Annotated in this window: 24 protein-coding genes; 12 read left to right on the plus strand and 12 right to left on the minus strand. The window is 73.6% G+C overall.

What is annotated here, in order from left to right; all coding sequences use genetic code 11:
- Window positions 1-29: 29 nt before the first annotated feature.
- Together LG632_RS14770 and LG632_RS14775 are read right to left on the minus strand one after the other, a co-directional pair.
- The gene (locus LG632_RS14770; protein ID WP_308108455.1) at window positions 30-218 is read right to left on the minus strand and encodes a DUF5999 family protein; all 189 of its coding nucleotides are present in this window, start codon (window positions 216-218) and stop codon (window positions 30-32) included.
- Window positions 219-484: 266 nt separating this feature from the next.
- The gene (locus LG632_RS14775; RefSeq protein WP_226727513.1) at window positions 485-1,090 is read right to left on the minus strand and encodes a hypothetical protein; all 606 of its coding nucleotides are present in this window, start codon (window positions 1,088-1,090) and stop codon (window positions 485-487) included.
- Window positions 1,091-1,585: 495 nt separating this feature from the next.
- Between LG632_RS14775 and LG632_RS14780 the strand changes: the two genes are divergently transcribed.
- Together LG632_RS14780 and LG632_RS14785 are read left to right on the plus strand one after the other, a co-directional pair.
- Window positions 1,586-3,085 carry a glutamate-cysteine ligase family protein gene (locus LG632_RS14780; RefSeq protein ID WP_226727514.1) on the plus strand — a complete coding sequence of 500 codons (1,500 nt, stop codon included), beginning with the start codon at window positions 1,586-1,588 and terminating at the stop codon, window positions 3,083-3,085.
- 109 nt (window positions 3,086-3,194) lie between these two features.
- On the plus strand, window positions 3,195-3,977 hold the full coding sequence (locus tag LG632_RS14785) for a CPBP family intramembrane glutamic endopeptidase (protein WP_226727515.1): 783 nt from the start codon (window positions 3,195-3,197) through the stop codon (window positions 3,975-3,977).
- 12 nt (window positions 3,978-3,989) lie between these two features.
- Here the strand turns inward: LG632_RS14785 and LG632_RS14790 are convergent, their stop codons facing one another.
- A complete protein-coding gene (locus LG632_RS14790) occupies window positions 3,990-4,814 on the minus strand; it encodes a PhzF family phenazine biosynthesis protein (RefSeq protein WP_226727516.1) in 825 nt (274 codons plus the stop codon).
- Between the two features lie 164 nt (window positions 4,815-4,978).
- On the opposite strand from LG632_RS14790, the gene LG632_RS14795 reads away from it, so the two are divergent.
- Entirely contained in the window at window positions 4,979-5,611 is a 633-nt protein-coding gene (locus tag LG632_RS14795) for a PadR family transcriptional regulator (RefSeq protein WP_226727517.1), read from the plus strand.
- Between the two features lie 56 nt (window positions 5,612-5,667).
- Here LG632_RS14795 and LG632_RS14800 read toward each other — a convergent pair whose 3' ends face one another.
- The gene (locus tag LG632_RS14800; protein ID WP_226727518.1) at window positions 5,668-6,096 is read right to left on the minus strand and encodes a type II toxin-antitoxin system Rv0910 family toxin; all 429 of its coding nucleotides are present in this window, start codon (window positions 6,094-6,096) and stop codon (window positions 5,668-5,670) included.
- 160 nt (window positions 6,097-6,256) lie between these two features.
- Between LG632_RS14800 and LG632_RS14805 the strand changes: the two genes are divergently transcribed.
- Both LG632_RS14805 and LG632_RS14810 read left to right on the plus strand, forming a co-directional pair.
- On the plus strand, window positions 6,257-7,255 hold the full coding sequence (locus LG632_RS14805) for an EamA family transporter (RefSeq protein WP_226727519.1): 999 nt from the start codon (window positions 6,257-6,259) through the stop codon (window positions 7,253-7,255).
- Between the two features lie 176 nt (window positions 7,256-7,431).
- Window positions 7,432-8,424: a DMT family transporter gene (locus tag LG632_RS14810; protein ID WP_226727520.1), complete on the plus strand. Its 993-nt coding sequence runs from the start codon at window positions 7,432-7,434 to the stop codon at window positions 8,422-8,424.
- Here the strand turns inward: LG632_RS14810 and LG632_RS14815 are convergent.
- Window positions 8,406-9,107: a pyridoxamine 5'-phosphate oxidase family protein gene (locus tag LG632_RS14815; RefSeq protein WP_226727521.1), complete on the minus strand. Its 702-nt coding sequence runs from the start codon at window positions 9,105-9,107 to the stop codon at window positions 8,406-8,408. The genes LG632_RS14810 and LG632_RS14815 overlap by 19 nt on opposite strands.
- Before the next feature lie 37 nt (window positions 9,108-9,144).
- Between LG632_RS14815 and LG632_RS14820 the strand changes: the two genes are divergently transcribed.
- Entirely contained in the window at window positions 9,145-10,476 is a 1,332-nt protein-coding gene (locus LG632_RS14820; protein ID WP_226727522.1) for an aminotransferase class I/II-fold pyridoxal phosphate-dependent enzyme, read from the plus strand.
- Window positions 10,477-10,600: 124 nt separating this feature from the next.
- Here LG632_RS14820 and LG632_RS14825 read toward each other — a convergent pair whose 3' ends face one another.
- On the minus strand, window positions 10,601-11,617 hold the full coding sequence (locus tag LG632_RS14825; protein WP_374203481.1) for a DMT family transporter: 1,017 nt from the start codon (window positions 11,615-11,617) through the stop codon (window positions 10,601-10,603).
- A 74-nt stretch (window positions 11,618-11,691) separates the two neighbouring features.
- On the opposite strand from LG632_RS14825, the gene LG632_RS14830 reads away from it, so the two are divergent.
- Window positions 11,692-12,612: a LysR family transcriptional regulator gene (locus LG632_RS14830; protein WP_226727524.1), complete on the plus strand. Its 921-nt coding sequence runs from the start codon at window positions 11,692-11,694 to the stop codon at window positions 12,610-12,612.
- A gap of 11 nt (window positions 12,613-12,623) precedes the next feature.
- On the opposite strand, the gene LG632_RS14835 is transcribed toward LG632_RS14830, so the two are convergent.
- On the minus strand, window positions 12,624-13,082 hold the full coding sequence (locus LG632_RS14835; RefSeq protein WP_226727525.1) for a pyridoxamine 5'-phosphate oxidase family protein: 459 nt from the start codon (window positions 13,080-13,082) through the stop codon (window positions 12,624-12,626).
- Window positions 13,083-13,158: 76 nt separating this feature from the next.
- Between LG632_RS14835 and LG632_RS14840 the strand changes: the two genes are divergently transcribed.
- Window positions 13,159-13,821, plus strand: coding sequence for a cysteine hydrolase family protein (locus LG632_RS14840; protein WP_226727526.1), 663 nt, complete (start codon window positions 13,159-13,161; stop codon window positions 13,819-13,821).
- On the opposite strand, the gene LG632_RS14845 is transcribed toward LG632_RS14840, so the two are convergent.
- The 5 genes from LG632_RS14845 to LG632_RS14865 form a co-directional block, all read right to left on the minus strand.
- Window positions 13,816-14,760 carry an ATP-grasp domain-containing protein gene (locus tag LG632_RS14845; protein WP_226727527.1) on the minus strand — a complete coding sequence of 315 codons (945 nt, stop codon included), beginning with the start codon at window positions 14,758-14,760 and terminating at the stop codon, window positions 13,816-13,818. The genes LG632_RS14840 and LG632_RS14845 overlap by 6 nt on opposite strands.
- Window positions 14,761-14,784: 24 nt before the next feature.
- A complete protein-coding gene (gene panD, locus LG632_RS14850) occupies window positions 14,785-15,201 on the minus strand; it encodes an aspartate 1-decarboxylase (RefSeq protein WP_226727528.1) in 417 nt (138 codons plus the stop codon).
- Window positions 15,202-15,274: 73 nt separating this feature from the next.
- A complete protein-coding gene (locus tag LG632_RS14855) occupies window positions 15,275-16,639 on the minus strand; it encodes a hypothetical protein (protein WP_226727529.1) in 1,365 nt (454 codons plus the stop codon).
- Window positions 16,636-17,814, minus strand: a complete 1,179-nt coding sequence (locus LG632_RS14860) for a hypothetical protein (RefSeq protein WP_226727530.1) — start codon at window positions 17,812-17,814, stop codon at window positions 16,636-16,638. The genes LG632_RS14855 and LG632_RS14860 overlap by 4 nt, the downstream gene beginning before the upstream one ends.
- Complete coding sequence (locus LG632_RS14865) at window positions 17,811-19,166, minus strand: DUF6002 family protein (protein WP_226727531.1); 1,356 nt, start codon at window positions 19,164-19,166, stop codon at window positions 17,811-17,813. Before LG632_RS14865 ends, LG632_RS14860 begins: the two co-directional genes overlap by 4 nt.
- A gap of 359 nt (window positions 19,167-19,525) precedes the next feature.
- Between LG632_RS14865 and LG632_RS14870 the strand changes: the two genes are divergently transcribed.
- The 4 genes from LG632_RS14870 (at window position 19,526) to LG632_RS14885 (ending at window position 25,161) form a co-directional block, all read left to right on the plus strand.
- A complete protein-coding gene (locus LG632_RS14870; RefSeq protein ID WP_226727532.1) occupies window positions 19,526-21,958 on the plus strand; it encodes a HelD family protein in 2,433 nt (810 codons plus the stop codon).
- 52 nt (window positions 21,959-22,010) lie between these two features.
- A complete protein-coding gene (locus tag LG632_RS14875) occupies window positions 22,011-23,267 on the plus strand; it encodes an MFS transporter (RefSeq protein ID WP_226727533.1) in 1,257 nt (418 codons plus the stop codon).
- A gap of 277 nt (window positions 23,268-23,544) precedes the next feature.
- The gene (locus LG632_RS14880) at window positions 23,545-23,772 is read left to right on the plus strand and encodes a hypothetical protein (protein ID WP_226727534.1); all 228 of its coding nucleotides are present in this window, start codon (window positions 23,545-23,547) and stop codon (window positions 23,770-23,772) included.
- 171 nt (window positions 23,773-23,943) lie between these two features.
- Window positions 23,944-25,161 (plus strand): helix-turn-helix domain-containing protein, encoded by a 1,218-nt coding sequence (locus tag LG632_RS14885; RefSeq protein ID WP_226727535.1) that lies wholly within the window; start codon window positions 23,944-23,946, stop codon window positions 25,159-25,161.
- The last annotated feature ends 104 nt before the right edge of the window (window positions 25,162-25,265 follow it).

A 25,265-nucleotide genomic window follows, 5' to 3' on the forward strand; every position in this document is an offset into this window, starting at 1 on the left:
CGGCCCCTGCGGTCGTTCGTGCCGGTCGGTCAGGCCGCCGCGAGCGGCCGGTGCGGTGCGATGATCTGGCCGTCCGGCAGCAGCTCACCGGTGTCCTCGAAGAGCAGGACGCCGTTGCACAGCAGGCTCCAGCCCTGCTCCGGGTGATTGGCCACCGGCTGAGCGGCCTCCCGGTCGGCTGAGTCGGCTGATGGGCAGACAGGCTGGTGCTGGCACATGGATGCGTTCTTTCGCTGCGATGTGGTCTGTGTGCTGCGGCTCGTCACGTTGCTCATGGCCGCCCCCCGTATCAATCTCGGTGTGGTCAGGGTCCCAGTCTTGCCCTCCGGACCTCCGTCCGCAGGGATTTCCCGGCAGCTGTCCTCATGGATTGATGACGCATCACCCGTGCGGGCGGTTCAGCTCAACTCCCCTGTCATTTCGGGTGGTTCGCGAGTGGCCCGAGCGGACTACCCCGGATGGGCCAACCGGGCGGGTGGCCGGTTCACGCCGCCGGCGCCGCCAGCGAGGGCGGTACGGGCGGTGCGGGAGGGGTCAGCCGCAGGGTCATCACCGGCAGCAGTTCCGACACCGGGTGCGGACGGTACGCGGCGATGCCGGGCGGCGCCGGGGCCAGTGGCACCAGCAGGTCCGCGGCGGCCGGCAGCCCGGCCGAGGCGTCGGCGCCGACCGCGCCGTGCAGCCAGAGGGTGAGCATGTACAGCTCCGGCACGGACAGCAGTCTGGGCTGGTAGCTCTTGCCGAGCGACTCGGCCTGGCGCAGCGCCCGTTCGGTGGCGGTGACGTAGGGGCCCTCGAAGAAGTGGGAGAAGACCCAGCCGTCCGGGGTGAGCCGGGTGTCGGCCGCCGCCACGTGGCGGTCGCCGCTGCGGATCAGGAACCGCCACCCGGCCAGCCGGGTGCGGGGCGGCCGGCCGCCGGCGGTGACCCGGTCCAGGACGTGGAGCGGCAGCGGCAGTTCGGCGGTCTTGGGTCCCGGGAGGGCCCGCAGGCCCGGGGTGAGGACCTCGTCGAAACCGGCGGGAGTGCTCAGAGCCGCAAGAACGCTGCGCAGGGCGGGCGCGGGTGCCGGGGGGACATGCAGCGGCATGGTGGGTCGCCTCTCACTCGGGAGACCTTGGGGATGAGGGGGTGGTACGGACGGCGCTGGGTCGCATTCTGGGGTCAGAGGTGGGCTGAGGGGCAATGGCCGCGCGCCAACTCTCTGCCTCGTTTGCGGAGTTTATACGACATGTGTTCACACAGTGTTTCGGCTAGCTGTCCCGGCTATTGCCGGCAAGACGCTTACCGGTCCCGCTGTCCAGGATTTCATGCCGTGGGCACGCGGACATCACGCGCTGACCTCGGAGGTTACCTGACAAGGGCTCGGCTGAAAAGCTCCGGTATTGCTGAGCCGGCAAAGCGGTCCGGAAATTGCGTCGGGCGCCTTGCCAAGTGAATGTGCCCGGGCGCCGCTCGGCCAAACCGGCGCACGCTCCTTGCCACTCGCGCCCCCCCGCGCGTTATGGATCACGGCGCCGGGGCATCATCGACCGTACAGCGCGCCCGGGAGCCCGGGCGGGCCCATGCGAGGAGGGACGCTTCGATGGGGGAGAAGGTCGTGGCAGGCGGATTCGACCTGTCCGATCGGCAGAGGTATCGAAGGAAGCTTCACGAGTGCCTCGAGGGGCTGGAGCGGCTTCTGGCGGAGAAGAGGTTCGATCGCCCGAAGAACATGATGGGACTTGAGATCGAGCTGAATCTGGCGGGTCCGGACGGGTTGCCGAGAATGGTGAATGCACAGGTTCTGGAGAGGATTGCGAGCTCCGATTTCCAGACCGAACTCGGAATGTTCAACCTGGAGGTCAACATACTCCCGCACCGGCTGGGAGGCCGGGTTTTCGACCAGCTCACGGAGGAACTGAGCACCGGCCTCGGCTACGCCCACCGGCAGGCCGCGGACATCGACGCGGGCGTGGTGATGATCGGCATCCTGCCCACGCTGACCCAGGACGACGTGGTCTCCGCCAACCTCTCGGCGGTGGACCGCTACTCGCTGCTCAACGAGCAGATCCTGATGCTGCGCGGCGAGGACTTCACCCTCGACATCGAGGGCGTCGAACGCCTGCGGTGCACCTCCGGCTCGATCGTGCCCGAGGCCGCGTGCACCTCCGTGCAGCTGCACCTGCAGGTGACGCCGAACCGGTTCGCGGACCTGTGGAACGCCGCGCAGTGCGTGGCGGCGGCGCAGATCGCCGTCGGCGCCAACTCGCCGTTCCTGTTCGGGCGGGAGCTGTGGCGCGAGTCGCGCCCGCCGCTGTTCACGCAGGCCACCGACACCCGGCCGCCGGAGCTCCAGGCACAGGGCGTGCGCCCGCGCACCTGGTTCGGCGAGCGCTGGGTGGACTCGGCGTACGAGCTGTTCGCGGAGAACGTCCGCTACTTCCCGGCGCTGCTGCCGATCTGCGACGAGGAGGAGCCGCTCGGGGTGCTCGCCGACGGGGGGATCCCCTCGTTGCAGGAGCTGGTCCTGCACAACGGCACCGTCTACCGCTGGAACCGGCCGGTGTACGGCGTCGCCGACGGCGTGCCCCACCTGCGGGTGGAGAACCGGGTGCTGCCCGCCGGCCCGACCGTGGCCGACGTGGTGGCCAACGCCGCCTTCTACTACGGGCTCGTGCGCACCCTCGCCGACGAACCGCGGCCGGTGTGGACCCGGATGCCGTTCGCGGAGGCGGAGGCCAACTTCGACGCCGCCTGCCGGTACGGGATCGACGCCCGGCTGCGCTGGCCGCGCCGGGGCCGGGCGGGCGGGCTGGCGAGCGTCCCGGCCGTACGGCTGGTCCTGGACGAGCTGCTGCCGATGGCGGCGGCGGGGCTGGACGCCTGGGGGATCGAGCCGGCCGACCGGGACCACTACCTCGGGATCATCGAGGAGCGCTGCCGGCGGCGGGTCAACGGGGCCACCTGGCAGGTGGACGCCTACCGGGCGGCGCTGGCGTCCGGGCTGGACCGCGCGGGGGCGCTGGCCGCGACCACGCGGCGGTACTCGGAGCTGATGCACAAGGGGGACCCGGTCCACACCTGGCCGAGCGGCCTGCGCTGACCCTTCCCGGCCGTCCGGTGATCCGTACCGCCCCGCGGCGAGGCAGTATGGGGTGGTCGGATCGGGACGGCAGGACGGGAGTCACGCAGTGCGGGCGGAGCGGGAGCCGGTGACCTTGGAGCTGCGCCAGGACGGGCGGGGGACGCTGCGCGCCGAGACGCTGCTCGTGCTCGCCCTGTCGCTGGGCGCGAGCGCGGTCTCCTCGCTGATCAGCTTCATCGGCGCGCTGACCAGGCCCGGCGGCCTGAAGGACCAGGCCGCCACGCTCAACGGCTCCTACGCCCCCGGCCGGCCGTGGCTCGACCTGGCCTGGCAGCTGTTCGGCATCGCGACCGCGCTGGTCCCGGTCCTGCTGGTGGCCCATCTGCTCACCCGGGAGGGTGTGCCCGGGCTGCGCGCGCTGGGCCTGGACCGCTCCCGGCCCGGCCGGGACCTCGCGCGGGGCGCGCTGGTCGCGGCCGGGATCGGCAGCGCGGGGCTGGCCTTCTACCTGGCGGCGCGGGCCTCGGGGTTCAACCTGACGGTGGTGCCGGAGGCACTGCCCGACGTGTGGTGGAAGTTCCCGGTGCTGATCCTCTCCGCCGTGCAGAACTCGGTGGTGGAAGAGGTGATCGTGCTGGCCTACCTGCTGCGCCGGCTCGACCAGCTCGGCTGGTCCCCGCGGGCGTCGCTGCTGGCCAGCTCACTGCTGCGCGGCTCGTACCACCTGTACCAGGGCGTCGGCGGGTTCGTCGGCAACGCCGTGATGGGTGCCGTCTTCGTCCTGCTCTACCGCCGCTGGGGGCGGGTCGGCCCGCTGGTGGTCGCCCACACGCTGCTCGACGTCGTCGCCTTCGGCGGGTACGCCCTGCTGGCCGGCAAGGTGGGCTGGCTGCCGACCCCGCCGCACTGAGCCCCGGGCCGGTCAGGGGGCCGTGAGCAGCTCCCCGTCGAGGACCGTGACCGCCCTGCCGGTCAGCAGGGTGCGCTCACCCTTGAGGGTGACTCCCACCCGGCCGGTGCGGGTACCGCCCTGCAGGCCGGTCAGCTCGGTACGGCCGCCCAGCCGGGCCGACCAGAACGGCGCGAGTGCGGTGTGGGCGCTGCCGGTGACCGGGTCCTCGTCGATCCCGAAGGCCGGGAAGAAGCCGCGGGAGACGAAGTCGTAGCCGCGGGCGGGGTCCTCGGCGGGGGCCGTGACGATCACTCCGCGCCGGGCGTACCGGCGCAGGGCCGTGAGGTCCGGGGTCAGCTCGCGCACGGTGCGTTCGTCGGCCAGCTCCACCACGAGGTCGCCGACGTGGTCGGAGGTGTCGTGCACCGAGCGGACGGCGACACCGCCCAGCGCCGCGTCGATCTCGGCGGGGGTCTCGACCGGCGTCAGTGAGGACGTGGGGAAGTCCAGGGTGACCGTGCCGTCCGGGGCGGTCTCGGCGGTCAGCAGACCGCACCGGGCCGAGAACCGGACCGGGCCCGTCGCCAGCCCGGCACCGGCCAGGACGTGCGCGGTCGCCAGGGTGGCGTGGCCGCACATGTCGACCTCGGCGGCCGGGGTGAACCAGCGCAGCGCCCAGTCGGCGTCCCCGCCGGGCGGCAGCGGCCGGGCGAAGGCGGTCTCGGAGAGGTTGACCTCCGCCGCGACCTGCTGGAGCCAGCGGTCCGGCGGGAAGGCGGAGTCGAACAGCAGGACCCCGGCGGGGTTGCCCTGGAAGGGCCGGTCGGTGAAGGCGTCGACGATTCGCAAGCGCATGCCCCGACCGTAGAGGCCGCCGCCGGACCGGCGACAAGGCCAATCCGGGACGACTGGCCTTGCCACCCGAACAGTCCCGATATATCGTTGACGCATCGCGACCGTTCGACGATGGTCGTGATGTCACACCGTTTTCAACCGACCCAGACGAAAGGAGCGCAGTCATGCGTTCACGTGGACACGGACACGAGCACGGCCATGAGCACGGGCACGGTCACCGGTACGGGAGCGGACCGCACTGCGGCCCCGACCGTCAGGGAGAGTTCGAGGGGCGCCGGCGCGCCTTCGGCCCGTTCGGGCCGCCCTTCGGCGGCGGCCCCTTCGGCGGGCGCGGGGGGCGTGGCGGACCGCACCGGCGGGCCCGGCGCGGCGACGTCCGCGCGTCGATCCTGGCGCTGCTGGCCGACCGCCCCATGCACGGGTACGAGATGATCCAGGAGATCGGCGAGCGCAGCGGCGGGGCCTGGCGGCCCAGTCCCGGCTCGGTCTACCCGACCCTCCAGATGCTGGAGGACGAGGGGCTGATCCGCAGCGAGAGCGAGGGCGGCAAGAAGCTGTTCACGCTCACCGACGCCGGGCGCGCGGAGGCCGAAGCCGGCTCCGACGCGCCGTGGGAGGCGGCCGGGCGGGGCATCGACCGCGAGTCGATGAACGAGATCCGCACCGCCGGCTTCGGCCTGATGGAGGCGTTCGGCCAGGTCTGGAAGACCGGCACGCCCGAGCAGCGCGAGAAGGCCGTCGCCGTCATCAACGAGGCCCGCAAGAAGCTCTACCTGATCCTGGCCGACGAGCACTGAGCCGGCCGGGGTGAACCGGGCGCCCCGCGCGGTCCTCGCGCGGGGCGCTGCGCGTCTCAGGCCAGCAGTCCGGCCAGCTTGCGCAGGGACTCGTTCAGCGCGGCCGTGGCCGAGTCCTTGAGCTTGCCCGCCATCAGGGAGACGGCGGCGCCGGTGAACTCGCCGTCGATGCGCACGGTGGTGGCCCCGCCGTCGGGGAGCAGCGTGTACCGGGTGCCGACGATCACGCCCATCGGTCCCTTGCCCCTGATGGCCAGGACCCGCTCGGCCTCCAGCTCCTCGACGGTCCAGGTGACCTCGGCGGGGAAGCCCATCATCTTCATGTTCTCCTCGAAGGTGGTCCCGACCTCAAGGGTCTGCGGGCCGCCCTTGGGGAAGCCGGTGTGCGTCATGCTCCACTCGCCGTACGCGTCCCAGTCCGTCAGCTGGGACCAGACCTTCGCGGCGGGCGCCTCGATGCGTGATTGCGCGCTGACTTCGGCCATGCGGCCACCCCTTCTCGTCGGGTCCGTGCGGCGGAACGTAGCCCCGGTGGACGGAACATTCAATACTGACGACCTGTCAGAAACGCGGCGGTCGCGTCGATACCGTCTCAACAGGTGTCACCCTCGTGACGCTCCTGACAGGTGATGTCATGATGGCCCGATGCAAGCGTCAGGGAGACATGCCGGACTGGGCCTCGCCCTCGTCTCGGCGTTCGCGTTCGGTGGTTCGGGAGTGGCGGCCAAGCCGCTGATCGAGGCGGGGCTGGACCCGCTGCACATGGTCTGGATACGGGTCGCCGGGGCCGCGCTGGTGCTGTCCCCGCTCACCTGGCGCCACCGTGACCTGCTGCGCCGCCGACCGGGCCTGCTGGCCGGGTTCGGTCTGGTCGCCGTGGCCGGTGTGCAGGCCTGCTACTTCGCCTCCCTGTCCCGGATCCCGGTCGGGGTCGCCCTGCTGCTGGAGTACCTGGGCCCGGCCCTGCTGCTGGGCTGGATCCGGTTCGTGCAGCGCAAGCCGGTGACCCGCGCGGCCGCGGCCGGGGCCGCCGTGGCCGTCGTGGGTCTGGCCTGTGTGGTGGAGATCTGGTCCGGCCTGAGCCTGGACCCGCTCGGTGTGCTGCTCGGCCTCGCGGCCGCCTGCTGCCAGGCGTTCTACTTCGTCTTCGCCGACCAGGGCACCGACGGCGCCGAGGTGCCCGACCCGATCGGCGTCATCGCGTACGGCATGGCCGTCGGCGCCCTCGTGATGACCGTGCTCGCCCGCCCCTGGCAGATCGACTGGCAGCTGCTGGCCGGCAGCGCCGAGGTGGCCGGGACGAGCGTGCCCGCGCCGGTGCTCGTCGGCTGGGTGGTGCTCGTCGCCACCGTCTTCGCCTACCTCACCGGAGTCGTCTCCGTGCGCATGCTCTCCCCCCAGGTGGCCGGTGTGGTGGCCTGCCTGGAGGCGGTCGTGGCGACGGTGCTGGCCTGGGTGCTGCTGGGCGAACACCTCTCCACACCGCAGATCCTCGGGGGTGCGCTGGTGCTGGGCGGGGCGTTCATCGCCCAGTCGTCGCGGTCGGCCGCCCCGGCTTCCGCGTCCCCTGCGGCGTCCGGTCCCGAGGCGGTGGCGGGGGTAGGGGACCCGGCCGCGCTGGACCGCGAACGGGCCAGCGCCTAGGGTGACTGGCATGCATGCGACCGTGCTCCCGCCTCCCGCTGCCTGACGCGGGCGGCCGCCACACCGTCGAGGCCTTCCTGACCAGGCCTTAGGTCCGGGTGTCCCGGGCCGTCACCGTGCTGCCCGCGAAGCGATGACCTGAACCTGCCATCCTTCACGCACGCGCGGAGACCTACGTGTCGCACACCTCGGCTGCCGGACGCAGCCTCTTCTACCTCGTCGTCGCCGGAATCGCCTGGGGCACCGCCGGAGCGGCGGCCTCCCTGCTCTTCCTGGCCAGTGACCTCGGCCCGCTCGCCCTGTCCTTCTGGCGGTGCGCCGGAGGCCTGGTGGTCCTGCTGGGCGTCCTCGCGGTCCGCCGCCGCCGGCGCGGGCGGGGCGCGGTTCGGCCGGCGGTTCGGCCCGCGCCGGGCTCGCTGCTGTTCACCGGGCTGATGTTCACCGTCTTCCAGGCCGCCTACTTCGGCGCGGTCCAGCAGACCGGGCTCGCCGTCGGCACCGTGGTCACGCTCGGCGCCGGGCCGGTGATGATCGCGCTGGGCGCCCGCTACGGCATGGGCGAGCGGCTCGGCGCGGGCGGCACGGCCGCCGTGTGCGGGGCGCTCGCCGGACTGGTCGTGCTGGTCCTGGGTGGCGGGGGCGCGCAGGTGCGCCCCCTCGGCGTCGGCCTCGCGCTGCTCTCGGCGGCCGGGTACGCCGCGATGACCCTGTGGACCAGGTCGCAGGGCCGGCGCGGCGCCGGCGGGGACGTCCTGGTCACCACCGCGTGGTCGGTTGCGGTCGGCGCGGTGTGCCTGCTGCTGCCGGCGGCGGTCGAGGGCCTGCTCCCGCACACCGCCGCGCTCGGCCAGGTGGCGGCGCTGATGGCGTACCTCGCCACGGTGCCGACCGCGCTGGCGTACGTCCTCTACTTCAAGGGGACGGCGGCGGTCCGGGCCGCGACCGTCTCCGTGATCATGCTGATCGAGCCGGTCAGCGCGGCCCTGATCGCTGTGCTGGCGCTGGGGGAGCGGCTCACCGGCGCCGTGGTGCTCGGCACCGTCCTGCTGCTCGCGGCCGTGGTCGCGCTGATCGCGGGCGAGGCCCGGCGCCCGGCGGACGGGCCGGCGGCCGGGCTCGTCCCCGGGCCGGGACGCCGGCCCGCCCCGGCTCAGAGCGCCGCGAGGTAGTCCGGAGTGGTCAGGGCGGGGTCCTGGCCCTCGGACGGGATCGGCGTGCCGTAGGTCCGGGTCACCGGGACCACGCCCGACCAGTACGGCAGCGCCAGGTCCTCGGGCTCGTCGTTCACGCCGCCGGTACGGATCTTCGCCGAGACCTCCTCCAGGTCCAGCCGGATGACGGCGGTGGCGGCCAGCTCCTTGGCGTTGGCCGGCCGGGAGTCGGCCGCGCGGCCCGGGACCACCTGGTCGACCAGCGCGTCCAGCGCGGTGCGGGCCTCGGCCTCGTCCGTCACCTGGTACGCGGTGCCGTGGACGACGACCGACCGGTAGTTGATCGAGTGGTGGAAGGCGGACTTGGCCAGCACCAGCCCGTCGACGTGGGTGACCGTCACGCAGACCGGCAGCCCCGGGTCCGCCTTCCCCGCGGCCAGCAGCGGGCGCGAACCGGTGGAGCCGTGGATGTAGAGGCGCTCGCCGACCCGGGCGTAGAGGGTGGGCAGCACGACCGGGGCGCCGTCGCGGACGAAACCGAGGTGGCACAGGTAGGCCGCGTCGAGTATCGAGTGCACCGTCTCGCGGTCGTAGTGGGCCCGCTCCCGGGAGCGGCTCGGGACGGTGCGGTCGGTCTTCGCGTAGGCGGGGGCCGCGGTGTTCGCGGTGGTCCCGGGGGCCCCGGTGGTGGCAGCGGTCATGGTGCCGACTCCATTGCACTAGTGCATAATGTTGTTTGTGCTAGGAGAATATCGGATCGAGGGGCGCCGCGCATCGGAGATCGCGGCCAGTGTGGAAGCGGGCGTGGGCGCGGGAGCGCTCGCGCCCGGCGCGCCGCTGCCGCCGATGCGGGAGCTGGCCGCCGTGCTCGGGGTCAACCCGAACACGGTGGCCGCGGCCTACCGCACGCTGCGCGAGCGCGGCGTGATCGAGACCGACGGGCGGCGCGGCAGCCGGGTGCGGGCCCGCCCGGCGAGCTCCCCGCGCGAGGCCATGACCGTGGAGGCCCCGCCCGGCACCAGGGACCTGTCCACGGGCAACCCCGACCCCGCGCTGCTGCCGCCGCTGGGCCCCGCCCTGGCGGTGGCCGCGGCCCGGGACGCCGAGCGGCGCGGGCTGTACGGCGGGGAGAGCGTCGTCCCGGAGCTCGCCGCGCTCGCCCGGGCGGGGCTGGAGGCCGACGGCGTGCCCGCGGGGCCGGTGGCCGTGACCTCCGGCGCGCTCGACGGGATCGAACGCGTGCTGGCCGCCCACCTCAAGCCCGGCGACGCCGTCGCCGTCGAGGACCCGGGGTGGGGCAGCCTGCTCGACCTCGTCCCGGCCATGGGCCTGCGGGTGCTGCCGGTCGCCGTGGACGAGGACGGGCCGGTGCCGCAGAGCGTCGACCGGGCGCTCGCCGCGGGCGCGCGGGCGCTCGTCGTCACCTGCCGGGCGCAGAACCCGACCGGCGCGGCGCTCGGCCGCGAGCGCGCGGCGGAGCTGCGCGCCGTACTGGGCGGGCGTCCCGAGGTGCTGCTCGTCGAGGACGACCACGGGCACGCCATCGTCGACCAGCCCCTGCACCCGCTGGCGGGGGCCACCCGCAGCTGGGCCTTCGTACGGTCGTCCGCCAAGGCCTACGGGCCCGACCTGAGGCTGGCCGTGCTGACCGGCGACGGGACCACCCTGGACCGGGTGGGCGGACGGCAGCGGCTCGGTGCCGGCTGGGTCAGCCGGCTGCTGCAGTACGCGGTGGTGGAGCTGTGGTCCTCCGGGGCGGTGGACCCGGCGGCGGTGGCCCGCTCCTACGGGGAGCGCCGGGGGGCGCTGCTGCGGGCGCTGGCCCGGCGCGGGGTCGCGGCGTACGGGCGCAGCGGGATGAACGTGTGGGTGCCGGTGGCCGACGAGACCAGCGCGGTGACCCGGCTGGTGCGGGCGGGCTGGGCCGTCGCGCCCGGCGCGCGCTTCCGTGTGGAGACCGGCCCGGCCGTGCGGATCACCGTCTCGCCCCTGGTGGCGGCGGACGTCGAGCCGCTCGCGGAGGCGGTGGCCGCGGCGGCGCGCCCGGCGGTCGGGGTGCGCTACGACTGAGGGCCCGGCGGCGAGCCGAGGAACCGGGGACGGAGGGGCCGGGGCCGGACGGGGCCGGAGGGGGGGCGGGGCCGGACGAGGGTGGGACGGAGCGTGCCGTCCCCCCTCGTCCGGCCCCGGCCGGTCAGGCGTCGGTCGGGCGCGGTCGGCTCTGGGTGAGCGCCGCGCCGGCCAGGACGACGGCGGCGCCGACCGGGGTGTTCCAGTGCAGCTGTTCGCCGAGGACCAGCACGCCCGCCGTGGTGGCGACGACCGGGATGAAGTAGGTGACCATCTGCGCGGTCGTCGGACCGATCTCGGCGACCAGGCCGTACTGCATCTGCAGCGCCAGGCCGGTGCCGGCCGCGCCCAGCACGATCACCGCCAGGGTGGGCCAGAGCGGGAAGCCGGCCGGGGCCGGGGTGAACAGCGCGGCGAGCACGGCCAGCTGGCCGGCGGAGAGCAGCAGCTGGCCGCCGGTCATGGCGACGGCCGAGCCGCCCCGCGAGGCCAGCGTCCGGCGCACGTAGATCCAGCCGATCGGGTAGCACAGCGACGCCAGCAGGGCCAGCGCGGTGCCCCGCGCGTCGATCCCGGCGAAGCCCTGCCAGGCGCCGAGCACCGTCAGCACGCCGAGGAAGCCCAGGCCCAGGCCCGCGACACGGCGCCGGGTCGGCCGGTCCTCGGAGAGGGCGACGAGCGAGAGCGCCATGCCCCACAGCGGCGAGGTGGCGTTGCAGATGCCCGCGAGGCTGGAGGGGATGGTGAGCTCGGCGTACGCGAACAGCGAGAACGGCACGGTGTTGAGCAGCAGCGCGGCCACCCCGAGGTGGCCCCACGTGCGGATCCCGCGCGGCAGGGCCTCGCGGCGCAGCAGCAGCACGGCCAGCAGGGCGAGGGCACCGAAGAAGACCCGGCCGAAGGCCACCTGGAAGGGCGCGTAGGCGGTGGTGCCGACCTTGATCAGCAGGAAGCTGAAGCCCCACACGAGGGAGAGGAAGGCGAAGCGCAGCCGCCAGTCGGCCGCCGCCCGGCGGAGCGGGCCGCGTCGCGGGGCAGGAGCGGTGCGCGGGGCGGGGGAGGTGCGGGTGGCGGCAGTGGCGGGCGGGGGGTCCGGAAGGGCGTCCGGTCCGGTCTCCGGCAGGGTGGTCGGTGCGCTCATGCCAGGTACTCTGCTCGGCATGATCTCGTAGGACAAGCGAGATTTTTTACGGTCGACGTCGTAGCATCGCTTACATGTTGAATCTGGAGCGCCTGCGCACCCTGGACGCCCTCGCCCGCCACGGCTCGGTCAGCGGCGCCGCCGACGGCCTCCACGTGACCACCTCCGCGGTGTCGCAGCAGATGGCCAAGCTGGAGCGGGAGATCGGCCAGCCGCTGCTGGCCAGGAACGGGCGCGGGGTGCGGCTGACCGACGCCGGCCGGCTGCTCGCCGACCACGCGGCCCGGATCATCTCGCAGGTCGAGCTCGCCCAGGCCGACGTCGAGGCGCACCGCGGCCGCGCCGTCGGCGAGCTGCGGATCGGCGCCTTTCCGACCGCCATGCGCGGGCTGCTGCCCGCCGCCCTCACGGCCCTGCGCGCCGACCACCCGGACCTGCGGGCCCGGGTCCGCGAGCAGGAGCCGGAGGAGGCCATGGCCGCGGTGGTGCGCGGGGACCTGGACCTGGCGCTGGCCATCGACTGGCACAACAAGCGCATGCCGGTGCCCGCCGAGCTCGACCGCGCCCACCTCCTGGACGACGCCGCCGACATCGCGGTGCCGGCCGGTCACCCGCTGGCCGGACGCTCCGGCACCTCGTGCATCTCGCTGGCCGAGTTCGCCGCCGACGAGTGGATCTCGTGGAACGAGGGGCAGTTCTGCCACGAGTGGCTCGTCTTCACCCTGCGGGGACTGGGCGTGGAGCCCCGGATCACCCACATCGCCGAGGAGCACCACACCCAGCTGGCCTTCGTCGCGGCCGGGCTCGGGGTGTGCGTGACCCCGCGGCTCGGCCGGGGTCCGGTGCCGGCCGGGGTCCGGCTGCTGCCCGTGAGCGACGGCGTGCGCCGGCACGTGTACGCCGTCTGGCGCGCCGACGCGGCCCGGCGCCCGTCGGTCCAGGCGGGCGTCGCCGCGCTGAGGGCGGCGGCGAGCCGCCCCGGACCGGCGCACTGAGCCGGCGGTGCCTACAGCTTGCGGAAGTCCCAGGACACCACCGATTCCGGGGTGAGCCGGAGCCAGGCGTGGCGGCCGTCGTGGGGCATCCGGTGCAGTCCGAAGTTCTTCACCGGGAAGATCCGCTCGGCCTCGGCCAGTTCAGGGCACGGCTCCCCGGTGCGGGGGGCCTCGCCGACGAACTCCACGCTGCCGCTCAGCTCCACCCCGCGCAGCTGGTCGTAGGACTCGCCCGCGTCCACCACGACCGAGACGCGCGGGTCCTTGCGCAGATCGGCCCAGCGGCGGCTGCGGGTGAGCGAGTACAGCCACAGCGAGCGGCCGTCCCAGGCGAACCACAGCGCGCCCACGTGCGGGCGACCGTCGGGGGAGACGGTGGCGACCCGGCACGTGCGCTGTTCGCGCAGGAAGGCGTCGGTCTCCTCGGGCGTCATCATGATCCGGCGGCCGCGCCGCTGCGTCTCGTCCATCCGTCCCGCACCCCTTCACATCTGACTGTGTGTCAGGAAGCATGAGGGTTCTTCCGCCGTCCCGCCAGGGGGTGCCATGACCGAGCTCGATCCCGCCACCACGGCGCTGCTCACCGTCGAGTGCCAGAACGGCGTGGTCGGGGAGGACAGCGCGCTGCCCGAACTCGCCGCCCAGGCGCGGACGTCCGGGATGCTCGACCGGATCGCCGCGCTGGTGGCCGCGGCCCGCCCGGCCGGCGTACAGGTCGTGCACGCCGTGGCCGAACGGCGCCCGGACGGGCGGGGGGCCAGCACCAACGCCCGGCTGTTCCGCGCCGCCGAGCGGCTGCCGGTGCGCCAGCTCAGCGGCAGCCCGGCGGTGCGGGTCGCCGCGCCCATCGAGGTGGCCGCGACCGACCTCGTCGTCCGCCGGCTGCACGGCCTGTCGCCGCTGGCCGGCACGGACCTGGACGCCCTGCTGCGCAACCTCGGCTGCCGCACGCTGGTGGTCACCGGGGTGTCCGCCAACGTGGCCGTCCCCAACACCGTCTTCGACGCCGTGAACCTCGGCTACCGGGTGGTCCTGCCCACGGACGCCGTCGCCGGGGTCCCCGCCGACTACACGCCCCTGATCATCCGCAACTCCCTCGCCCTGGTCGCCACCCTCACCACCACCGACGAGCTCCTGAAGGCCTGGTCCGCCCTCGGCCCGGCGGGGGCGGACGGCGCGGCGGGCCCGGCCGTCCCGCCGGCGTCATGACCAGGTGGCGGCCTTCCGCCTGATCCAGCCGAAGAACGCGTTCGCCACCTGCGTGCGTTCGGGTTCGGGCATCATCGTGAAGCCGCCGTGCGCGGTGCTCCACTCGTTGAGGATCGGCCCGGAGTCGGTCATCAGCCAGTCGATGCACATCCACTCGGCGTTCAGGCTCCGGGCGATGCGCTCGCAGTGCTCGGCGACCAGCTCGTGGTCCTTGTTGACCTCGATGGAGCCGCCCTGGCTGACGCTGGCGAGGTAGCCGTCCTTGCGCGGCCGGCGGGTCAGCGAGCAGACGACCTGGCCGTCCGCCACGTAGACCCGCATGTCGCCGTGGTGGACGAGGTACGGCTGGATGACGTACCCGGCGCCGGTCTGGGCCACGATGTCCACGGCCGCCGCGAGCTGCTGGTCGGAGTCGGTGCGCAGCACGCCCGTGCCGCCGGACAGCTCCCGGGGCTTGATCACCAGCGGCCCCGGACCGAGCGCCAGGCGGGCCTCGTCGATGGCGCGGCGCGCGTACTTCCCCGGCGGGACACCCACCGTGTCGATCGTCGGCACGCCGAGCGCGGCCGCGTACTGGATCAGTGCCAGCTTGTCGCGCTCCAGGTAGTCGGGCCCGCTGAAGGAGCGGTTGAGAAGGACCGAGTCACTGGCCGCGATGGTCCGGTAGACCGCCCGCAGCGCTTGCGCGCCCTGCGAGTCGGTGCTCATGTCCTCGACGATGTAGCACTGCTTCTGCGACAGCAGGTCGGCGCCGCGGTAGCGGAGCACGGGCCGGCCGACGCAGGACGGGACCAGTTCCGTGGCACTGATGACCCGGAAGTCGAGGCCGTGCGGCCGGGCCAGGGCCGAGTACCTGGTGGTGATGCTCTGCTCGAACCGGGCCACCTCGTACGGGTCGTAGTCCTCGGAGTGGTAGATCCAGGTGATCAGCTGATTCATGTTCTGCGGACTCCTCGGTCCTGGTCAGCGGGTGAGCTGGTCGCCGCGTGCGAGGCCGTACCCGAGGGGCACGTCCGCGGGGTCGCTGCCCTCGGTGACGACCTTGTTGTCCCCGTCCACGAACACCACCCGGGGCTTGAGGTCGCGGGCCTCCTCGTCGGAGACCGAGGCGTAGGCGATGAGGATGACCAGGTCGCCGGGGCTGATGAGGCGGGCCGCGGCGCCGTTGATCCCGATGACGCCCGAGTCGCGGGGGCCCTCGATGACGTACGTGGACAGCCGGGCGCCGTTGTCGATGTCGACGATGTCGACCTTCTCCCCGGGGAGCAGGTCGGCCGCCTCCATCAGGTCGGCGCTGACCGTCACGGAACCGACGTAGTGCAGGTCGGCCTGGGTGACGGTGGCGCGGTGGATCTTGGACTTCATCATGGTGCGGTGCATGCGGGACACTTCCTCGGTTGTGTGGGTCCTGGGTGGGGCAGGGACGGGCCGCGGGCCCGCCGTCGTGCGGGGGTCAGCGGGTCGCGAGGGCCACGTTCGACAGGGCACCGGTGCCGTGGACGCTGACGATCCCGCTGCCGTCGGGCGGGAGGTAGCGCACCATGCACCCCGCGTCCTGCTGGTCGAAGAGGAACGGGCTGAACACGGGGACGATCTCCGCCTCGTAGGTGTCGCCGTCCCCGCCGTCCCCGACGCGACCGGCACCGGACGCGGCGCCGGTGAACTCCATCAGGTACGGCGCGGGCTCCACGTACTCCTGGACGATGTGGTCCTCCGCGGCCACCGCCGCGGCCACGGCCCGCCGCCACGCGTCCTCGGGGCAGTGCCGCCCGACGAGCACCTGCTGGCCGCTCATGCCGATGGCCGGCTTGAGCACGAACTCCTCGGGCGCCGACAGCAGGAGGTCGGGCAGCGGCCGAGCGGTGCCGCGCCACGAGACGGTCCGGTCGGCCACCACACGGGTCCACGGCAGATAGCGTTCGACGGTCTCCCGGTCGCGCACGCTCATCCAGGGCCGGCCCTCCGAGACCCAGCCGAGCACCTTCTTGTTGGCGATCAGGTAGGCCGTCTGGCTGGCGATCAGTTTGCAGCCGGCGTCCAGCGCGGCACGCATCGGGGCGAAGTCGATGCCGTGGGCGCGCCACTCCAGCACCGTGAAATGGCGCAGGCCCACCGGGAACCGCAGCGCTCCCGGCAGCCCGAGCCCCTCCAGCAGGTCCTCCGGTTCGAAGAACTCGGCCTCCAGACCACGGCGCCGCAGCGACTCCGCCTGGAGCTCGAAGTACCGGCTGGGCCGCCCGCCGAGGTCGCGCAGGGTGCCGACGACCGCGACGGCCGGCTTGACCCGCAGGTCGCGGACGGTGCGCGCGAAGAACGCGTCGCGGACCGCGAGCGGGTCGACCGCGCGGAAGGGCGCGCGCTCCGCGCCCCCGAACGCCGCCGTCCACGCCGCCGAGTGCAGCGCGGTGTCCACCACGCCGCCGATGCCGGAGCCGATGTTGAACTCGACGAACTTCGGGCCGGTCGCGCTCACCATCACGTCGGGCCGGGCGATGCAGGTGGCGTACGCCTCCTCCGCCGGGTCGTCCATGAAGAGCGGGTACATCTCCTCGTCCGCGCCCAGGGCGGCGACCCGGCCGGCGGCGGTGGGCGCGGACTCCAGCAGGGTCCAGCGCAGCAGCCGCAGCAGGGCGCGGCCCGCCGTGAACAGCTCGTCGTAGGAGGCGCGGGGCAGGAAGACCGGCCGCATCGACACCCCCGAGGGGACGACGTGCGCGTACTCCCCGTCGTCGAGCCGCAGCAGTTCCTGCCGCACCGTCGCGAGGTCCAGGCGGGCGTCGAGCGGCGGTGGCTCGACGCCGTACCACGGGGCGGTCATACGCGTTCCTTCCTCTCGCGGGCGCGGGGCACGGACGCGAGGAACTCGTCGAGGTCGACGTGGCGGACACCGCTCACGCCCGGCGAGTTCGCCGCGTAGTCCAGGCGGACCGGCCGCTCGGCGTCGTAGAAGTAGACGGCTTCGAGCGCGCCGTCCTCGTTCTCCGCCAACAGCGGGTTGGCCACCAGGTAGTCGCGGACCTCGGGGGTGTCGCGGCGCACCTGGAACCACAGCCGCTTGCGGCCGAAGTGGTTGGGCGGGAGGACGACGCGGGTCCCGAAGCGGCGCTTCCACTGGTAGGTGCCCTTGCTGAGGAAGGGTTCGGTGCCCTGGAAGTCGAGGGCGCGCACGCCGTGGTCGGCGCACCAGCCGATCAGGAAGTGGTAGACCGCCTTGAACGCCCCGCTGTCCAGGTGGCGCCGGTCCCCGTCGAGCACCCCGAGCAGGCGCAGGGTGAGGGTGCCCGAACGCCGGTCCCAGTGGCACAGGGCGCCGGCCACGGGCTCCGACCCTTCGGAGAGCAGGAACATGCGGCCGCGCCGGAAGAGGACCTCGTAGGAGACCTCCTTCGTCTCGGTGCGTTCCCGCGCACCGTGGCGCTGGTGCATCGTCGCGCGGTAGATCCGGTCGTAGAACCGGTCGAACCACTCCGGAGCGTGCTCCTCGGCCCAGGTCCAGGCGTGGCGGCGCAGGGCGCCGCGGAACTGGGCCCGTTCCCGCTTGGAGATCCGCGCCGTCGCGTCGTCGGTCCCGTCGAAGTCGATGACGAAGTGCACCCGCATCGGCACCACCAACGACGCGGACCGGGGCAGCCGGCGCGCCTTGGTGGCACTGGTGCCGACGATGCGGATGTCGCTCGCCGCGAGCCGGGCGGGATCGCGGAGCTCCTTGCCGCGCACGGTACCCGTGGTCCGCTTCGCGGCGGCCCCACCGCCCTCGCGACGCAGCTCGGTGAACTCCAGGGTGTAGGCGATGCCTTCGGCCAGCCCGGAGTAGTTCACGGACATGCCGCCCAGCTCGGAGGTGACGCTCGGGAAGAGCGCCCCGTCCCGGGTGTCCCAGACGGTACGGGCCGCGGTCAGCAGGCGGTGGCCGCTGTTGCGCCAGTGGTAGGCCGCGTGCATCGCCAGCCGCCGGAGCAGCGGGGAGCGGGCGGCCGCGGACGGGCGGGTCACAGGACCGTGGCGTCGAGGACCACGTGGCGCAGCGACTCGGCGTCCTCGACCTGGTGCAGGTCGCGCAGGGTCAGACCGTCGAAGTCGCCGGCGGCGTAGCTGCCCGAGCCGTGCACCAGGACGTCGTCCTCGGCGATCAGGCCGCGGTCGATCGCGTTCAGGACGCCGACGACGGCCATGGTCAGCGACCACTCGCGCAGCGCGGTCGGGTTGGCGGGCAGTTCGACCCCCGCTGCGCCGAGCAGGGCGCGGACCTGGCCGTACCGCTGGAGGCACTCGGCCAGCGAGACCACGATGCCGCCACCGCCCTGGGTGTGGACGAGCTCGTTCATCCGGGCCGAGGTGGGGGGCTTGCGGGTGTAGAAGGTCGGGTCGAGCGTCTCGTACGGGTCGAAGGTGACGGCCGGGAAGCGCGGGTCGTCCTCCTGGACGTACAGGCCGTCCTCGGCGCGCAGCGTGTACGCCGGCCGGTCCGCCTCGTCGACGGTTCCGCCGTGGTACAGGCTCAGCACCATGTCGGGGGCGCCGAGGTGCTGGACCAGGAAGTAGCGCGAGGGCAGCGTGCGCGCGCGGTCGGCCGCCGGGAGGACGCTCCTGCCGTACGCGTGACCCAGCAGCCCGTAGGCGCTGGAGACCGCGTGGGCGTGCAGGCGGGGGCGGTCGGGGGACCCCGGGAAGTGCTCGGCCTCCGCCAGCGCCCGCACGATGTCCGCCGCGAGGTAGTTCTCCAGCTGAAGGGTGTACCACAGGTGCGTCTTGCGCTCGGTCTCCATCAGCTCGCGGTCGTTGTCGACCAGGCCGCGGGCGATCGTCTTGACCGTGCCGGGCTGCTCGCCGCGGTAGACGCAGACGGGGTTGCGCTCCCGCAGGACGGGATCGGTGAACAGCTCGGTGCAGCGCATCTTGGCGACCGAGCGCTCGGGCACGACCACGACGACGTTGAGCTGTTCGGCCGTGACCAGTCCCGTGGTGACGGCGCGCAGTACGGCGTCCCGCATGGCCGTGGCCTTGTTGGCCGAGGAGGGGGTGACGATGGTGACGCGCTCACCGGTGTCCTGGATGTACCGGACCGCCCGGGCCACGATGATGAGCGAGGCGAAGGTCTTCGTCGTCATCGTGGCCGGGTTGCCCGTGAGGTCGAGCAGCGAGAGGTTCTTGCCCCGGTACTCGCCCATCGGCGCGTGCCTCATGCCGGACACCGACAGGTACTCCCGCATGGCCGGGGTCAGCTCCGGGAGCTCGACCCCGGGGGTGAAGTCGCCCGGGTCCGCGCTCTCGTGGGCGCCGAGCAGGTCGCGCAGCGCGGCGCGGATCTGCTCGTAGTAGGTGACAAGGGCGCTGTCCAGAATCACGTTCCGTCCCCTTCGATTCGTTTTCTCGGTGGCCCGCCCGCGCACACCGGAAAACGTCCGGGTGCTTTCCAGGGGAAAATGAGGTCGAACGCTGTCCGAGCCGGTTTCCGGCGGGCCGTCCGAATGTCCGGGGGAACTGCCCGCCGGAGCAGGAGCGACACTAGCCGGGCCGCCCGGCGGGGCATTCGTATTGGCCATTTGTTGCCAATCGGGCGGGCACCGCGGAGAATGCGCGGACAATCGGACGGGGGAATGCCCGGGTGCCCCCGGGAGGCCCGGTGCGCAGGGCCGCAGCCGGTCCTGGGCCCGGGCCCGGTCCCGGCCCCGTCCAGGGCCAGGTACGACGATGGGGAGCAGATGTGAGCGCCGTCCCGGCCACGCGGTCCGAGGAAGCGGAACTCGGATCCGAGCAGGCCTTCCTCGACCTCCTCCACGCCCAGGTCGACGCGCGCACCGCAGAGCTGTCGCGGCAGCTCGCGGCGACGCTGGCCGCCGGGGGCGGGGGGACGGCGCAGGCCCGCCTGGAGCGGCAGGCGGACGCCGAGCGACTGGCCGGGCAGCTGACCGCGCTGCGGGCGGCCGAGCAGCAGCTCTGCTTCGGCCGGCTCGACCTCGACGACGGTGAGCGCCGTTACGTCGGCCGGATCGGCGTGCGGGGACCGCGGCCCGAGGACGATCCGCTGCTCATCGACTGGCGCGCCCCGGCGGCCCGGCCGTTCTACACCGCCACCCCGGCCGCGCGGCAGAGCGTCGCCCGCCGGCGCCACCTGCACGTGCGGGAGCGCACGGTGGTCCGGGTGGACGACGAGCTGCTGGACGCCGACGCGGCGGGTGCCGCGGACACCGGGCTGACCGGGGAGGCCGCGCTGATGTCGGCGCTGCGCGCGGAGCGCACCGGCAGGATGCGGGACATCGTGGCCACCCTCCAGGCGGAGCAGGACCGGATCATCCGGGCCCCGCACACCGGTGTGCTGGTGGTGCAGGGCGGCCCGGGGACCGGCAAGACCGTGGTCGCCCTGCACCGGGCGGCGTACCTGCTGTACACCGCCCCGCGGCTGAACGACCGCGGCGTGCTCGTGGTCGGCCCCAACACGGTGTTCCGCGGCTACATCAGCCAGGTGCTGCCCGGCCTGGGCGAGACCAGCGTGCTGCACCGGGCGGTGGCCGAGCTGTACCCGGGGGTGACGGCCACGGGCGCGGAGTCCGACGCCGCGGCCGAGGTGAAGGGCCGGGCGGTGATGGCGCAGGTGCTGGCCGCCGCGGTGCGCGCCCACCAGGCCGAGGCCGCAGCCCCCGTCCGCGTCCGGCTGGGCGGTGAGGACCTGACGCTGGACCACCACTGGCTCCGGGAGACCGCCGACGCGGCGCGGCGCACGCTGCTCCCGCACAACCTGGCCAGACCCGTCTTCTGCCGGGCGGTCATCGGCGAGGTGGCCCGGCGCCTGGCGAGGGTGATCGCCGACATCGAGGACCGGTTCGAGGACGACCTGTCCGACCGGATCGACGCGGCGCAGCTCGACCGCGCGGTGGCGCGGGACCTGGCCGCCGTCTTCGGCGCGGACGCGCCACCGGTGGACCTCGCCCTCCAGGGCCGGCAGGAGCTGGCCGACGCGCAGGAGCACTGGCTGGCCGTCCTGCCCGGCGACCCCGGCATGCGGCGGCTGCTGGACCGGCTCTGGCCGGTGCTGACACCGCAGTCCCTGCTGACGGAGCTCTACGCGGACCCGGCGGCGCTCGCCGCGGCCGCGCCCTCGCTCACGCCCGCGGAGCGGGCCCTGCTGCGGCGTCCCCCGGGCGGCCCCTGGACCACCGCCGACGTGCCGCTGCTCGACGAGGCCGCCGAACTGCTCGGCTTCGACCACGGCGCCGCGCTGGAGCGGTCGGCCCGGGAGAGGGCCGAGGAGGTCGCCTACGCCCAGGGGGTGATCGACATCGCCCGCGGTTCGCGGGCGGGCGAGGACGAGGACGGCGGTGAGGGGGCGCGGCTGACGGCCGCCGACCTGGTGGACGCCGAGCGGCTCGCCGCGGGATACCGCGAGGCGGACCTGTCGACCGTGGCGGAACGCGCCGCGGCCGACCGGTCCTGGACCTTCGGCCATGTGATCGTGGACGAGGCGCAGGAGCTGTCGGCGATGGCCTGGCGGCTGCTCGTACGCCGCTGTCCCTCCCGGTCGTTCACCGTGGTCGGCGATGTGGCGCAGACCGGCGAGGCCGCCGGGTCGGTGTCGTGGCGCGACGCGCTCGCGCCCCACTTCGGCGACCGGTGGCGGCTGGAACGGCTGAGCGTCAACTACCGCACGCCCGTGGAGATCGTCGGGGCCGCCGCGGGCGTGCTGGCCGCGATCCACCCGGAGATCGAGGCCGCCCGGGCGGTCCGCGCCAGCGGCGAGGAGCCGTGGCGCGAGCGGGTGCCGGCCGGGGAGCTGGCCGCCCGGCTCGCCGAACGCGTCCGGCAGGAGGCCGCGGCGGTCGGGGCCGGCCGGCTCGCGGTGCTCGTGCCGGCCACCGATCTGGCGCGGCTGGCCGACGTGGTGCGCCGGGCCGTGCCCGACGCCTCCTGGGGGCCGGAGGCGGACCTGGACCGGGGGACGGTGGTGCTCACCCCGCGGCAGGCCAAGGGGCTGGAGTTCGACGCCGTCCTGCTGGTCGAGCCGGGATCGGTGCTGGAATCGTCGGCGCGCGGCCTCGGTGACCTGTACGTGGCCCTCACCCGGGCCACGCGACGGCTGGGAGTGGTGCACACCGGTGAAATTCCAGCAGTGCTCCGAGGGCTGGCCGAAAAACCCGAGTGAGCACTTTCCGGGGCAGGTTGACGCGCCTTCCGAAGTCTGCCTATAAACCACCATGTCTTCGAGTTTCGAGAAACAGGACGTCGCCAGATCCCCGGATACCGCGGCCCGGCCCCTCAGAAAACTGAGGGGTTTCCAATTCTTCTTCCTTTCCCGGGTGATTTCCGGGCTGGGGTCCGCGGTCACCACGGTGGTGCTGCCCGTCCTCACCTACGAGCGGACCGGTTCCCCGCTGCTGGTCTCCCTGGTCGCCGCGGCGGGCACCCTGCCGTACCTGCTGTTCGGCCTGGTGGCCGGGGCGGTGGCCGACCGGGTCGACCGGCGCCGGCTGATGGTGGCCGCCGACCTGCTCAACGCGGCCGTGCTCGCCACCGTCCCGCTGGCCGCCGCGCTCGGCGTCCTGACGGGCGCCCAGGTGATCGCCGTGGCGCTGGTGTCCTCCAGCCTCGCGTTGTTCTTCGACGCCGGCGTCTACGGCTTCGTGCCCGAGACGGTGGGCAAGGAGCACCTCGCCCAGGCCAACAGCCTGATCTACGGCGCGGAATCGATCGTGCGGATCACCGGCACCGCGCTCGCCGGCGCGCTGATGGTCCTGGTGCGGCCGGCCGGCGCCCTGGTGCTCGACGCGGTGTCCTTCATCGCATCCGCGCTGCTCCTCCGGGCGGTCGCACGCCGTCCGCGCGAGGCGGCGCCGGCCGCCCCGAGGCCCGGCTTCAAGGAATCCGTCGGTGAGGGACTGCGGTTCCTGCGCGGTCATCCGGTGCTGCGCACCCTGACGGTGGTCGGCACCCTCCAGTCCTTCGCGGGCGGCGCGATCGTCGGCCAGCTGGTCGTCTACGCCGACCGCGGGCTGGGGATCCACGGCACGGACGCCCGCATCGGCTTCCTCTACGCGGCCTGGAGCGCGGGGGGCATCAGCGGCTCGCTGCTCGTGCCCCGTCTGCGCCGCCGGCTGGAGGCGTTCCGGATCCTGCTGCTGATCCTGCCCCTCGGGGCGTTGCTGGGGGTGGTCGTCGTGCTGAGCTCCACGTGGTGGGTGGCGGTGGGTGCCCTCGCCCTGTGGGGATCGGCGTACCTCGTGGTGCTGGTGAACACGATGACCTACTCCCAGGAGGTCACGCCCGCGGAGCTCCAGGGCCGGGTGAACACCACCCGCCGGATGCTCGCCTCCGGGCTGGGCGTCCCGCTCGGGGCGCTGGTCGCCAGCGCCACGACCGTCCACTTCGGGATCCGCGCCGGCATGTCGGCGGCGGTGGTGTCGCTCGCGTTGGCGGCGGTACTGGTGTGGACGGTACACCTGCGACAGCGGTGACATCTTGGCAAGAACCGGAACGGATGCCGCCGACGGATCCGCCTCCCGGTGGCCCGCCTCGGGGGCGTCCGGCCGTCTTCCGCGAGGAGAAAGACCAGTTCCAGGGCGCCCACCGGGCCCCTACCCTGTCTTGCCGAATCTTGTCTAGGTATTGCCAAACAACATGACTGGAACCTAGTGTCGGTCCTGCGCCCACAAGGTCTGGACCGAGTGCGGCCTGATCGGTGGATGACACATCCATCGAGGTGGATTGCCCGCATATGTAAGGAACGCAACAGTGAAGATCACGAAGATCGCCGCAGTCCGACCGGCCCGCCTCGCCGGAGCCGCCGCAGCGGCCCTGCTGGCGCTCGGCGGCATCGCCGTCCTGGCCGACGCGCCCGGGACGGTCGCCACCACGGACCGGGCGGTCGGCAGCGTCATAGACTGGCCGTCGCGTCCGGCGACCGACTCGGTCGCGGTCGTGGCCGCCCCCGGCATCGACTGGCCCGTCGCCGCGCAGTGATCCGGAGGGGTGGACGAACGACTCCGCACACCGAGTTGCCAAAGTTGGGCAAGACTTGACCAATCTTGGCCGCGGGTGGAACATGGGGGGTGGGCCGCGTGCGGCCCACCCCCCAGGCGTTTCCAGGCCGGGGTGCGCAACGTCGGTTGATCTCCACACAGGAGTGGAATTTTGCTGGAGCAGCCAGGATTCGGCCGCCGCCTGCGCCAACTGCGGCAGCAGCAGGGCAAGTCACAGGCCGATCTGACCGGTCCGGGCATGTCCGCGACCTACCTCTCGCGACTCGAGTCGGGTGCCCGCAGGCCCACCGACCGGGCCGTCGGCTACCTCGCCGAGCGCCTGGGCGTGCCCGTCCGCACGCTTGCCGAACAGCCCGAGGACAGCCTCGCCGACGTGGTCGCCACCATCGGCTCGCTGTCCGAGCGGGAACTGGACGCGGAGACCGGCCGGATGCTCGCCGACGCCCTGCGCACCGACCCGGGCGCCGACCTCATGAACCGCTGGCACGGGCTGGCCCAGCTCGGCCGCATCCACGAGGTCGTGGGCGACGCCGCGGCCCAGCGCGAGGCGCTGACCGAGCTCACCGAGCTCGCCGAGGAGCTGGGGCGCCCGGCGCTGCAGGTCCGGGCGCGGATCTGGATGGCCCGCTGCGCACGCGACGTCGGCGACCCCGCGGCCGCCCGGCAGGCGGTGCGCGAGGCCCTCGCGCTGAGCCAGGAGCACCACCTGCGCATCTCCACCTCCGACCAGATCCGCAGCAAGCTCGTCCTGGTCTCCGCCGAGGCCGAACTGGGCGACCTGGCGGAGGCGGCCCGGCTGAGCGACGAAGTCTGCGAGGTGCTGGAAGGCACCCGCGGGGCACTCGCGGCCGAGGCGTACTGGACCGCGGCCACCGTCAGCACCCGCCAGGGCAACCATCCGCGGGCGTACGCCCGCCTGATGGAGGCGCTGGACGCCGTCGACAGCCGTGAGGACCTCATGCTGTGGATCCGGCTGCGCCTGGCGGCCGCCTCCCTGTCGATACAGGCCATGCCGGCCCGGCTGGAGGAGGCACAGGCCTTCCTGGAGAGCGTCGAGCCGGCGCTCGAGCTCACCGGTACCCCGCGCAACCTCCAGGAGCTGCTGTTCCTGAAGGCGAAGCTGGCCTTCCACCAGGGCGACGTCGAGCGGGCCACGCAGCTCGCCGCCCAGGTCGAGGCGGGGGTCCCGCTGCTCTCCTACCGCGACCAGGTCCGCTTCGAGGTGCTGCAGGGCCTGATCGCCCTGCACGGCGGGGACACGGACGCGCGCCGCCGCCTCACCGATCTCGCGGCCAAGGTGCAGTCGGCGAGCATGCCCGACCTCGCCGCCGAGGTGTGGCGCACGGTCGCCGAGAGCAGCGGCCCCTAGGCCGTCTCTTTCTGATCATGCCGGGCACCGCGCCCACGGAGCACACGGAAGCGGGGGGCCCCCCCCGGGGGGGGGGGGGGGCGGGGGGGGGCGGGCGGGGGGGG

The sequence above is a fragment of the Streptomyces antimicrobicus genome (genome assembly GCF_020532625.1).
Classification (GTDB): Bacteria; Actinomycetota; Actinomycetes; order Streptomycetales; family Streptomycetaceae; genus Streptomyces; species Streptomyces antimicrobicus.